Here is a 12,394-nt window from a genome sequence, read left to right on the forward strand (position 1 = left end):
CTGCCTTTAAAAGAACATGTTGAAACACTTAAGGGGTTGATAGAAAAGATTATTCCTGACCCGAGAGACAGAACAGAAGAGATGTTTTCAGGGGAGATATTCGCGCTCCTTAGCACACTGTATCTGCATGATATAGGGCTGGTAAAGAGCTATAAATGGAGTTCTAATGTAGAGATACTGGATAATCTGGGTATTTCCAATAAAAAGGTTTTTTTGAATTATGAGATAGGGAAGATATTAGATTTTCCAGAAAAGGCGATAGAGATAATAAACTATTTAAGTTTTTCTGATATTGTGAAAAAAATCCCGATAGAATGTGAGATTGTGGAAGATGGTAAGAGGGCAATAATAAGAAATACAAAGGTTATCAAACATGTTTTTAATTTTTCTCATATGCTGGTGGATATCTTCTATTCTGATCAGAGGTATCTCAGTCTTAAGAGATACAAAGAACCACAACTGGTGTTGAGGAGTTGCAATACACAACTTGATGTAGACAGCAGGGATGGAATTATCTATGTCAAGTATAATGCCCAATTTCCCTATGAGTTACATGTATTAGAGAGTGCAAAACAATACATAGTAAATATGTTTAATAATTTTAAAAACAATGTAAATGGCAGACTGGGATTCCAGTATAGAGATATTATCTGGGATATAACGAGTGATTTCAATTATGATAGAGAGACATACGAGTTGGCGAAGTTTTCCCCGTACGATGAGCCTGAAGGCCCGCCGTTTAAGAGATGGGAAGAAGCATCGTTGATACTTGACAGGCTGTTTAATTTTCGCCATGTAATAGTTGTGGGAGATGCTGCGACAGGTAAGACTATGGTTTTAAGGTCCTTTATCATTCCACAGATTTTTTCTGTAAGCCCTAATGTGTTTTATTGTGAATTATGGGAAAAACCGGTAAGTGAGTTGAGGGATATAATATGCAAAAGACACGATGTTTTAAGTTATTCAGGACTGGATATTATTTCTATATGCAAAAACCTTTCTGTAGAAGGCCCTTGTTTCTTTGTGATAGATGCCTGCGAGAAACTTGTAGGTATGGACGCAAGAGAAAAGGAAAAGCTCGAAAGGTTCATAAACTTTTGTCTGGATCAGGATAATGTGTACCTGATTGTTTCGGGAGATAAGGAAACATTTTTTGAATGGTACATGCCCTTCAACAGGATGAATATTGCTGCTATTTATGAAATTAAACCAATGAAAGGAACAAAAACCCAGAATACATATGGAGAAGAAAGGATTTTCTGGGATACCAGTGAGTATTATAAACCGATTGAATTTCAACTATTGCAAGCCAACTTAAGCCTGGAAAAGGTCTTAGAAGATATGCTGAGGGAGGTAAAAGATAAGAGAGAATTCAGGGAAATAGTTGCTTCCCTTGTTGACAGGAATGAAAAGTATTTGAAAAGGCATACCCTTGAGAACATCTTTTTTGAAACGTATGCCCCTCATGAGAGGATTCTTGATTATATAAATCTTTTAAAAGAAAAGGATGTCCTGAAAGAGATTGAATCTTCGGGCTCAACCTATTATTCCCTGACAAGTAGATACTTAAAGGAACCCCTTTACAGGGTTTTAAAACTCGGTGAATTTGAAGAAAAAAAGAAGGTAAGGAATATACTTCAAAATTCTATTATTAATGAGACATTTCTTGATGGTGAAACACTGAAAATCGTAGAGAAGTTTCGGGACAAGATGGTGTTTTCAAAAGAGGAGATGGGGTTGATTCTTGGAAGTCTCGTTTTACAATCCTATGAATATGTATATTTCTTAGAAAAGGCAAAAAGGGATGGTAAGGGTATAGATATTCAGCATATCTTAAAATTGATTCACGTGGATGATGCAGAGAAGAGAAGGGAGGCAATAGAATTATTAGTGGAGATACAGGATAAGAATATGATAAATCCCTTACTCCTCCATTTGAAGAAAGAAGATGTATTAGAGATAAAGGACCTTTTGATAAAAGGGATAGAACTTACAGGAAAAAAGAAAGCAATTGTTGCCATAATGAATACTTTAAAGGAAATAGGTGATAGGCAATTAAGGTTAAAAGCGATAGAGCTTTTCTATTCATTGTTTGGCAAAGGCGGAGAAAAACTACTTATCGATATTAAAGAGACGGAAGATGACCCCATAATTTTGAATAGAATCGACAGTCTTTTATCAACATTTAAGGAATCTGGCTAATCCCATGCATGTAAGGTCTTAATACTTCAGGGATTGTTATAGAACCATCACTCTTCTGAAAATTTTCCATTATTGCCATTACTGTTCGGCCCACGGCAAGACCTGAACCATTCAGGGTATGAACAAAATCTATCTTACCACCAGTTTTTCTATACCTGATTTTTGCCCTCCTTGCCTGAAAACTTTCAAAATTACTGCATGATGATATTTCTCTATATATATTTTGCCCTGGTAACCATACCTCTATGTCGTAGGTTTTTGAGGCTGAAAATCCGAGGTCACCTGTACATAGCATGGAAACCCGGTAATGGATCCTTAATTGCTTCAACACATTTTCTGCATCTTGGAGAAGCCCTTCAAGTTCTTGGTAAGATTTTTCAGGATGGGCGAACTTTACGATTTCTACTTTGTTGAACTGGTGTTGTCTTGTGAGCCCCCTTGTGTCTTTTCCATGAGCCCCTGCTTCCTTTCTAAAACAGGGCGTATAAGAAACATATTTGAGGGGGAGTTCGTCTTCCCTTAGAATTTCATCGCGATGAATATTGGTAACAGGGACCTCAGCAGTTGGAATGAGAAAATAGTCAAGACCTTCGAGTTTAAACAATTCTTCTTCAAATTTAGGAAGTTGACCTGTACCAGTCATTGTTTCCCGGTTGACCATAAATGGTGGTAGGACTTCGATATAGCCCTCTTTTGTATGGAGGTCAAGCATAAAATTGATTAATGCCCTTTCAAGAAGGGCCCCGAGGGATTTATAAAGGGTAAACCTTGACCCTGTTATTTTCGCTGCCCTTTTGAAATCTAAAATATCGAGTTTTTCACCAATATCCCAGTGGGCAAGGGGCTGGAAGTCAAATGCAGGTTTTTCTCCCCACACCCTTACAACCTTGTTTTCTTCATCACCCTTACCAACAGGTACTGTGCTATGAGGTATATTGGGCATCATAAGAAGCCTATCTTCCCATTCTTTTTCTACAACCCTTAGCTGTTGTTCTATATTTTCAATAGTTTTTCCAAGCATTCTCAGGTGTTCTATTTTATCTGAAGGGTTAAAGCCCCCTTTCTTTAATCTTGCTATTTCGTCGGAGAGCTCGTTTTTCTCGTTTTTCATTTTCTCCGTTTCCTGAATAAGTTTCCTTCTTTTTTCATCAATATTGATGAGCGCTTCTATATCAAACTCAACCCCTCTTTTTTTCAGGCTTTCATATACTATCTCTGGTTTTTCCCTGATAATTCGTGGGTCAATCATTTAATCCTCCATCAAGTCTTTGTTAAATTCGATCGGCATGTAGGTATAAATTAAACCATTTATTGTATAGACAGGCTGTCCTTCCACAAGAAATTGGACCTTTTTAATATCTTTGAAACTTGAAAGGAAGGAATTTATTATTGCATATGTCATTGTAATTTCTTTTGCTGTTCTCGCTTTTGCATTCAGGATATCCTTTGAAAAATTTAAGTACATGATACCATCCCCATCTGTTGCCAGTTCATATAGTTTGAGGTTATCGGGTACACATTTTTCTTTTTTTAACTCCTTTATTATTATATCAGCTTTTTCTTGTTCTGATATCCTGGGTTTAATTTCCAGGGCCTTTTTCCCGAGTTTCTCCTGATTTACTGGGTAAAATACGAACACAGCATCTTTTTCAATTGGTGCAATATACCTTTTAGATTCAATAATTATCGTATTTTTCTTATATGTAATTATGAGTGTAGCAACAAGTATAGCCAGCAGAATAAATATTATAGTGAGTTTTCTGGAACTAACCGGTCTATTTATAATATTGATTAGACGTTTTATCTTTTCACTCTTCGCCATTCATTTCTTTTAAGGGCTCAAGGATGTTTCTTGAACCCTGTCTCCTCATTTTTAAAGATATTTAAGAATTCCCGTGATTTCAGAACCCTGAAGATGGGGTATATTGCAGAATTTCTGTATGCTTCGATGAATGCCTGGTGGATTTCCTTTTTGTATGCTGCGCTTAAATCTTCAAGGATTATCGTATAAAAATCATGGCACACTGCATCAAAGGCAGTGGCAAGGACACAGAAATGTGTGTTAATCCCTCCAACTGCAACCGTATCAATTTTCATAGTCCTTAAGGTCTGGTCAAGGTCTGTTTTAAAAAAGGCACTGAACCTTCTTTTTTCAATTACTATATCAGTATTTTGGGGTTCGAGGTCTGAAAGCGGGTGTGTTCCTTTTGTTCCTCTTATAGCGTGGGGTTTCATCCTCCCCTTAAATATAAAATCGTTTTCCATGAAACTGTCACAGGCAAATATAACAGGTATTGAAAGGTTCCGGCATGTTTTCAAAAAGTCCCTTACGTGGGGTATAATCTTTTCTTCTTCCCTTTCTCCCTTTCTATTTTCGCCATAATTACCTTCAAGCATATCAACAATAATTACCGCAGGGTTCACCTTTTGTCTCCCTTCAGGTTTTTGAGAAAAAGCCTTGAAAAATTATCGCATAAATTCAATGCAAGTTCTTCTACCTTTTTGTGCTTGATGGTTGCTATTTTTTTTATAGTTAATTTTACAAACCAGGGTTCGTTTCTTTTTCCTCTGTATGGACTGGGTGTTAAAAATGGTGCATCAGTTTCTGCGAGCAACCTGTCAACCGGTGTATACCTTACAACATCTATTAATTTTTGTGTGTTGCTGTAGGTTATCGTTCCAGGTATAGATATATAGAAACCCATGTCAAGGACCTTCTTTGCTGTGTCAAGGTCATAGGAAAAACAATGGATGACACCTCCCGTACTACCATTATTTGATTCTTTTAGAATTTTCAATGTTTCCTCTTTTGCATTTCTTGAATGGACTATTATAGGGAGGCCAGCTTTCTTTGCAAGCTCTAATTGTCCTGTAAATGCCTTGATTTGTGAATCCCTCGGGGAATAGTTCTTAAAAAAGTCGAGTCCTATCTCCCCATAGGCGACAATTTTTTTGTGATTGAGATAAGGCCTTATCTTCTCTGCCAGGCTATTGTTATAATCCTTGCCATTGTGAGGATGTATGCCAATAGCACCGTAAATACTGGGATGTTTGTTTAAGATTTCTATTACCTTTTTGAAGTATCTTTCTTCAGTACCAACAGTAAGGATATAAACTAACCCTTCTTGTATGCACCTTTTTATAACTTCTTCTCTATCCTTATCAAATGATTCCATTTCCAGATGGCAGTGGGAATCTATAAACATAGATGTTTTATAACATATTCAATGTTAAGTGTTAAGTATTGTCTGTTAAGAATAGCTATTTATTCGATTTTTTTGACTCAATACCTATATATTAACTTTTTCCTGTTTTCAAATGGTATTATTCTTTATAAAATATTGATAATCATTGGAAGGAAAATATTATGGGATTGATAAATATTATAGATAAGAATGTTAAGCTCATTATGGTCGGTGGGAAAGGAGGGGTTGGTAAGACAACATGCGCTTCTGCCATTTCTTTAAAAATTGCCATGGATGGCAGGAAAGTCCTTATAATTTCGAGTGATCCAACCCCATCTCTTTAGATATTTTTGAAGTAACTATTGGAAGTGAGGAGGTAAGGATTAATAACAGATACGAATTGTATGGTTTAGAAATTACAAGAGATGTTGTCCTAACTAAATGGAAGGAAAGGTTTGGTCCTGAGATTTATGAGGTAATTTCATCTTTTGCAGATGTGGATTATGATTTTGTAATTGTAACAATACCGGAAGCCCTTGGGGTTAAGTTGACTGACAGGGTGATAAAGGACTTTGAAGAGAAAGGATTGAAGGTGGAAAATATAATTATTAATTATGTCGTGAGGGATGAAGATTGTGAGTTCCATAAGTTACGTAAAAAAATGCAGGAGGGTTATATTAATTTCATAGGAAATACATATAGCAATGCAAATATTGCTAAACCTTACCTGTCCCCAAAAGAGGTGAAGGGAATAGAGAGCATAGGAGATGTTTCTAAAGCATTGTTTGATAATGGTGAGGTTTGAGCATAGAACAGTTTATGGATTTTAGCAAAGACCAATAAAGTGTTGAATGAGGTAATAATTTGCGGATAACCGGTGGGTATTTGAAAGGTAAGAACATTGCTATTCTGAATGATGGAACAGCGAGGTATACTTCTTCAAAGATAAGGGAAGCAGTATTTGACCTTATAGGTGATGTAAAAGATAGTAAGGTTCTGGATTTATTTGCAGGTTCAGGATCATTTGCCATCGAGGCCTTAAGTAGAGGTGCCATTTTTGCAACATGTGTGGAGAAGGAAAAAGGCATGACCGTTGTGTTAAAAAAAAATCTTGAACATTTATCTCTAAATAAATATTGCCATGTACTGAATATGGATGTAAGATATGCCATCCGTTTTCTTTATAAAAAGGCATATAGCTATGATATAATTTTTATGGACCCTCCCTATGAAAGGGGTTACATTTTTAAAACCATGGCACTATTCAAAAATAATATTATATATGATAGAAATACAATCTTCATTTTAGAGTACTCAAAAAGGAAAGTCCTGAATTTATCAGACTTGGATGGCTGGGATGAAGTGGTAACTAAAAGATATGGAGATACTAATATTAAAATAGTCAGGATTGGTGAGCATATTATTTAAAGGAGTTTTAGATGAAAAAGAAGATAGCAGTTTATCCTGGTTCTTTTGATCCTATTACGAATGGGCATCTGGATATTCTGATGAGAGGTCTCGAACTCTTTGATAAGGTTATTGCCGCAGTTGCATACAATATTGATAAAAATGCGCTTTTCACAGTGGAAGAAAGGATGGATTTAATAAAAAAATCTGTAAATGACAATAACCGTGTATTGGTAGACAGCTTTGATGGTTTGCTCGTAGATTATGTAAAAAGGGTAGACGCAAGATTTGTAATAAGAGGCTTGAGGGCAATGAGTGACTTTGAATATGAGTTTCAGATGGCATCAATGAATAGAAATTTAAATAAGGAAATGGATACTATCTTTATGATGACGAGCAAAGATTATTTCTTTATCAGTTCAAGAACAATAAAAGAGGTTGCAGGGTTTGGGGGGTGCATAACAGGGCTTGTTCCCGAGATAGTTGAAAAAAGATTGAAGGAGAAGTTTTCTATAAAATGAGGAAGGCTTATCTAACAATAGGTTTTGTTATCATATGTTTTTTAGTAGCACCTTACGCATATGCGAAGGATATTTATATGATCAAGGTGCAGGGGGTTATAAATCCTCCTGTGGCAGGGTTTATATCGGAATCTATTGCAAAGAGTGAGGAAAAGGGGGCGGAAGCCCTTTTGATACTCCTCGATACCCCTGGTGGTCTTGATATATCGATGAGGGATATAATAAAGGGCATAATGGATTCGAAAGTCCCGGTGATTGTTTATGTTTATCCTTCTGGAGCAAGGGCTGCTTCTGCCGGGGCTATTATTCTCCTTGCATCTCATATTGCTGCAATGGCGCCAGGGACAAATGTTGGCGCCGCACACCCTGTCAGCATAGGTGGGGATAAAATGGATAAGGAGATGATGCAAAAGGTTGTAAAGGATGCCGAGGCATATGTTAAAAGCATTGCCATGAAGAAAGGTAGAAATGTTGAATGGGCGGCAAAGGCGGTAAAAGAAAGTGCTTCTATAACCGCCAATGATGCCCTTGAGAAACATGTCATAGACATTGTTGCGGGAAGTATCGATGAGTTGTTAACCAGTTTAGAAGGGAAGGTGGTAGAAACCAAGAAGGGTAAGGTAACATTGAGGACTAAAGGTAAAAATAAGGTTGAGATTGATATGCCTTTTAAATATAGGTTCCTTTCGTATATCAGTGACCCAAATGTAGCATATCTTCTAATGATGCTTGGGCTTTATGGTATCTTGTTTGAGATATATAACCCCGGTGCCATTTTCCCCGGGGTTGTAGGTGGAATTTCTTTAATCCTTGCGCTTTATGCCTTTCAAACAATACCTATCAGCTATGCCGGACTTTTTCTTATTATACTTGGTATAATATTTTTCATACTTGAATTGAAAATCGTGAGCCATGGGGTTCTGGGGCTTGCAGGGATAATCTCTATTATAATAGGCTCAATAATGCTTATTGACATCCCTTCCAGTATATTTTCTATATCCTATAAAACTATTTTAGCTGTGGGAATACTATCTGGCATATTTGTCTTTGGTGTGTTATCGTATGCAATAAAAGCACAACTATCAAAGGTCAAGACTGGTAAGGAAGGCCTTATCGGAGAAACAGGGATTGCAAAAACCGATGTTTTTGAGAGCGGGAAGATTTTTTTACATGGAGAATTGTGGAATGCTAAAAGTGATGAGCATATCAAAGGGGGTGAAAAGGTAGTAGTAACTGGCGTGGAAGAGCTTATATTAAAAGTTAAGAGAAAAGGGGGATAAAATGTTACCAGCTTATATTTTTGTTATAGTTATTGTAATTTTTTTTCTTGCAAGTGCTATAAAGATTCTGAATGAGTACGAAAGGGGGATTATATTCAGACTGGGAAGAGTACTTGGTCGTCCCAAGGGCCCTGGTCTCATAATTCTTATACCGATAGTTGATAAAATGGTTAAGGTGAGTCTTAGAACCGTTGTATTGGATGTCCCTCCACAGGATGTAATCACAAGAGACAACGTATCTATAAAGGTAAACGCTGTTGTCTATTTTAGGGTCATAGACCCCTTAAAAGCAATCATTGATGTAGAAAATTTCCTGTATGCAACGAGCCAGCTTTCTCAGACTACGCTGCGGAGTGTGCTGGGTCAGGCCGAACTCGACGAGCTCCTGTCGCGCAGGGAAAAGATCAACGAAAGGCTCCAGGAGATTCTCGATACTCATGCAGAACCCTGGGGCATAAAGGTTTCTAATGTAGAGGTAAAAAATGTAGACCTTCCTCAGGAAATGCAGAGGGCGATTGCGAAGCAGGCGGAGGCGGAAAGGGAAAGGAGGGCAAAGGTCATAAGTGCTGAAGGCGAATATCAGGCAGCAACAAGGCTCGCTGATGCTTCTGACATACTCTCAAGAAACCCGATGTCGTTGCAGTTACGTTATTTGCAGACCTTGATTGAGATTTCCACAGAGAAGAATTCTACTATATTGTTTCCAATCCCGATAGATCTTATAAAAGCATTTACGGACAAATTAAAATGAAGAAATGGATTGTTGTAGGTCTCATATTAATTTTTTGGGCTCATCTGGCATATGGTAAGCAAATAACTTACAAAAAGGTTCGTCCAGGGAAGAACATCTCTCGGGATAAGGTATATGCAGAGAAAGAAGATCCTTTCAAGGCATATATTGTTATGGAAGGGAGCACAGGAAAGATTCTTGAAGGTGAAAATACCCATTTAAAGTGGCCTCCGGCAAGCATTACAAAGCTAATGCTTGCCTATATTATCATGGAGAAACTTTCAAAAGGCGAGGTACAGCTCACAGATAAAATAACTATTTCAAAAAATGCTGCAAGGATAGGTGGAAGCCAGGTTTTTCTTAAAGAAGGAGAGGTATTCACATTAGAGGAATTGATGAAGGCAACAATGGTGGCTTCAGCGAATGATGCAGCATACGCTATAGGTGAATTTTTAGCTGGAAGTAGTGAAAAGTTTATCAGCTTAATGAACGAAAAGGCAAAGACATTGAATATGGTGGATACAGAATACCATTCAGTCCATGGACTCCCACCTTCAAAAGGAGAACAGGAAGACCTCACCTCATGTAATGACCTTGCAATACTTGCGAGGGAACTCTTGAAATATCCAAAACTCCTTGAGTGGACCTCAATTAAGAGTGATAGTTTTAGAGATGGGAAGTTCATATTGAACAATACTAACAAGCTCCTTATAAAGATGCCTGCAGTAGATGGCTTAAAGACAGGGTATTACAGGAAGTCAGGATATAACATTGTGGTCACTGCGAAAAAAGGTGATTTGAGGTTTATCGTTGTTGTCATGGGAAGCCCGAAAAGCAAAATAAGAGATAATATTGTAATGGAAAAGTTGAAAAGGTATTTTTCGCAGTATAAAATATTAAACATCGTTAAGAAGGGTGAATTAATTGATAAGGATATAATACTTGAGGATGGTAAATATAGGAAAATAAAAGGGATAGCAAATGCGAGCTTTCTTTATCCCATTCCTAATGATAAAAAGGGTACAATTAAAAAGGAAATTATTGTACCAGAAAGGATAAAGGGTGTGGTAAAGGAAGGGCAAAAACTGGGTGAAATGGTCATAAAGCTTGATAATGAAACAATCGGCAAGCTGGATATAGTTTCGCCTGTTTACGTACCAATGGCGAATTTGTTTACTAGACTTATCAGGAAGCTTGGTCTAAATATATAAAGTATGAATAAACAATTTACCATGTTAAGGAATAAAGAGATTATAATAGGCATTACAGGTGGGATTGCTGCCTATAAGACAGCAGAATTGGTGAGAGCCCTTACCAAGAGAAATGTAAATGTTCGTATTGTTATGACAAAAAATGCCATGGAATTTGTGACACCACTGACATTTCAAACACTTTCTGGTTACCCTGTGGCATATGAGATGTTTCAGCTTTTTTCTGGTTCAAAAATAGGACACATTGCACTTTCAGATATAGCAGATCAAGTTGTAATAGTACCTGCAACAGCCAACATTATTGGAAAGATAGCAAATGGTATTGCCGATGACTTTTTAACTACCGTGATAATGGCAATTACAGTACCGGTTCTTTTTGTACCATCGATGAACACGAAAATGTGGGAAAGTAAAATAGTTCAGGCCAATCTCCAGAGACTCAAAGAATCTGGCTATGAATTTATGGAGCCTGGAAGTGGCGATCTTGCTTGTGGGGCTCAAGGGAAGGGGAGATTGCCTACTATTGAGGAGATACTTGAAAAAATGGAAGATATTTTTACAGAGAAGGACCTGACAGATGAAAGGATTCTGGTGACCGCAGGTCCAACTACAGAATTTATAGATCCTGTGAGGTGTATTACCAACAGGTCTTCTGGCAAGATGGGATATGCAATAGCCAAGATTGCAAGAAGAAGGGGGGCACAGGTTATGCTTATAACCGGAAAAACGTACCTTCCCCCACCAAGAAAAGATATAGGTTTTGTTGAGGTTACAACAGCCTGTGAGATGAGGGATGCAGTAATGGAGCATTTCAAAGACTGTACTATTATTATAAAAGCAGCAGCAGTGGCTGATTTCAGATGTAAAAACGAAAACTGTCAGAAAATAAAAAAGAAGGGCACAAACAATTCGATGTTATTAGAACTCGAGAGAAACCCCGACATACTTGGAGAATTGGGAAAGATAAAAGAAAATAGAATCCTTGTTGGGTTTGCTGCAGAAACAGAAAATATATTTGAACATGCTTATGAAAAATTAAAAAAGAAAAAATTAGACTTGATTGTTGCAAATAATGTAGCAAGGAATGACATTGGATTTGGTTCCGATAATAATGAAGTAGCAATTATTGATACAAACGGAAATATGAAACATGTCCCTTTATTAAATAAAGAAGAAATTGCGAATATCATTCTTGATTCTGTAAGGAAATTGTTAAAAAAGAGAAAAAGAACGGAAGAAGACTGGTACTGATCTCGATGCAGAAGTCAGAAGTCAGAAGTCAGAAGTCGAAGCCCGGACCGGTCATGTCTCTTGCCGCACGGGTAACCTTGCCGGTTACCGTGCCGGTCTCCTGCCCCTAGTGACACTCCTCCTCAGTATAGGCATGGTGCGCGCCGCGACGCTGGAAGGAACGGTGCTCGATCCAAGCGGTCGCGCGGTTCCGGGCGCACGCGTGAGCCTGCTCCACCAACTTACACCGCTCGAAGAGCGCCAGACCGACGCGCGCGGGCGTTTTGAATTTGACGGCTTGCGGCGCGGAGCGTATCGGCTGGTGGCGAGTGTGCCGGGTTTCACCGCCTCTTCAGTCCAGGTGGAGGTGGGCGAAGGCGATACCCGGACTGTGGACTTGCGCCTCGCGCTCAGTGCTGTCCAGGAGCACGTTGTGGTATCGGCCACGCTGGGTGGCGCGCTGTCGCCCCAAGTAGGTTCCTCGATCAACGTTGTCACCCGCCGCGACATGGACGAGCAAGGCGCGCAGGCCGTGTTCGAAGTCCTGCGGGAGGTTCCCGGCGTCACGGTGAGCCAGGCCGGCCGGCATGGCGGCGCGACAGGTGTCTTCATCCGCGGCGGCAATTCC

14 protein-coding genes are annotated in these 12,394 nt (G+C 38.5%); 10 read left to right on the forward strand and 4 right to left on the reverse strand.

The annotated features are described in order from the left end of the window. A partial coding sequence (locus NTU69_07165) for a hypothetical protein (protein MCX5803295.1) occupies positions 1-2,202 on the forward strand: 2,202 nt, incomplete at its 5' end. Here the strand turns inward: NTU69_07165 and serS are convergent. Genes serS through NTU69_07185 form a run of 4 tightly spaced genes read right to left on the reverse strand, consistent with a single transcriptional unit; the run spans position 2,186 to position 5,408 of the window. After that, the gene (gene serS, locus NTU69_07170; GenBank protein MCX5803296.1) at positions 2,186-3,451 is read right to left on the reverse strand and encodes a serine--tRNA ligase; all 1,266 of its coding nucleotides are present in this window, start codon (positions 3,449-3,451) and stop codon (positions 2,186-2,188) included. The genes NTU69_07165 and serS overlap by 17 nt on opposite strands. Beyond that, a complete protein-coding gene (locus NTU69_07175) occupies positions 3,452-4,024 on the reverse strand; it encodes a GerMN domain-containing protein (GenBank protein ID MCX5803297.1) in 573 nt (190 codons plus the stop codon). Positions 4,025-4,041: 17 nt separating this feature from the next. Next, entirely contained in the window at positions 4,042-4,626 is a 585-nt protein-coding gene (locus NTU69_07180; protein ID MCX5803298.1) for a cysteine hydrolase, read from the reverse strand. Beyond that, positions 4,623-5,408, reverse strand: coding sequence for a TatD family hydrolase (locus NTU69_07185; protein MCX5803299.1), 786 nt, complete (start codon positions 5,406-5,408; stop codon positions 4,623-4,625). The genes NTU69_07180 and NTU69_07185 overlap by 4 nt, the downstream gene beginning before the upstream one ends. 161 nt (positions 5,409-5,569) lie before the next feature. Here NTU69_07185 and NTU69_07190 point away from each other — a divergent pair, with 161 nt between their 5' ends. The 9 genes from NTU69_07190 to NTU69_07230 all read left to right on the forward strand — a co-directional run. Beyond that, positions 5,570-5,731 (forward strand): AAA family ATPase, encoded by a 162-nt coding sequence (locus tag NTU69_07190; protein MCX5803300.1) that lies wholly within the window; start codon positions 5,570-5,572, stop codon positions 5,729-5,731. A 56-nt stretch (positions 5,732-5,787) separates the two neighbouring features. Continuing rightward, complete coding sequence (locus NTU69_07195; GenBank protein ID MCX5803301.1) at positions 5,788-6,192, forward strand: hypothetical protein; 405 nt, start codon at positions 5,788-5,790, stop codon at positions 6,190-6,192. Positions 6,193-6,251: 59 nt separating this feature from the next. Then, on the forward strand, positions 6,252-6,815 hold the full coding sequence (gene rsmD / locus NTU69_07200; GenBank protein MCX5803302.1) for a 16S rRNA (guanine(966)-N(2))-methyltransferase RsmD: 564 nt from the start codon (positions 6,252-6,254) through the stop codon (positions 6,813-6,815). Positions 6,816-6,826: 11 nt separating this feature from the next. Beyond that, positions 6,827-7,315 carry a pantetheine-phosphate adenylyltransferase gene (gene coaD, locus NTU69_07205; protein MCX5803303.1) on the forward strand — a complete coding sequence of 163 codons (489 nt, stop codon included), beginning with the start codon at positions 6,827-6,829 and terminating at the stop codon, positions 7,313-7,315. Then, positions 7,312-8,595 carry a nodulation protein NfeD gene (locus NTU69_07210; protein ID MCX5803304.1) on the forward strand — a complete coding sequence of 428 codons (1,284 nt, stop codon included), beginning with the start codon at positions 7,312-7,314 and terminating at the stop codon, positions 8,593-8,595. Before coaD ends, NTU69_07210 begins: the two co-directional genes overlap by 4 nt. Before the next feature lies 1 nt (position 8,596). Beyond that, a complete protein-coding gene (locus NTU69_07215; GenBank protein MCX5803305.1) occupies positions 8,597-9,346 on the forward strand; it encodes a slipin family protein in 750 nt (249 codons plus the stop codon). Next, a complete protein-coding gene (locus tag NTU69_07220) occupies positions 9,343-10,536 on the forward strand; it encodes a D-alanyl-D-alanine carboxypeptidase (protein MCX5803306.1) in 1,194 nt (397 codons plus the stop codon). Before NTU69_07215 ends, NTU69_07220 begins: the two co-directional genes overlap by 4 nt. Before the next feature lie 3 nt (positions 10,537-10,539). Further along, positions 10,540-11,787 (forward strand): bifunctional phosphopantothenoylcysteine decarboxylase/phosphopantothenate--cysteine ligase CoaBC, encoded by a 1,248-nt coding sequence (coaBC, locus tag NTU69_07225; GenBank protein ID MCX5803307.1) that lies wholly within the window; start codon positions 10,540-10,542, stop codon positions 11,785-11,787. 133 nt (positions 11,788-11,920) lie between these two features. Then, a partial coding sequence (locus tag NTU69_07230) for a carboxypeptidase regulatory-like domain-containing protein (protein ID MCX5803308.1) occupies positions 11,921-12,394 on the forward strand: 474 nt, incomplete at its 3' end.

This window comes from Pseudomonadota bacterium (assembly GCA_026388215.1).
Classification (GTDB): Bacteria; Desulfobacterota; Syntrophorhabdia; order Syntrophorhabdales; family Syntrophorhabdaceae; genus JAPLKF01.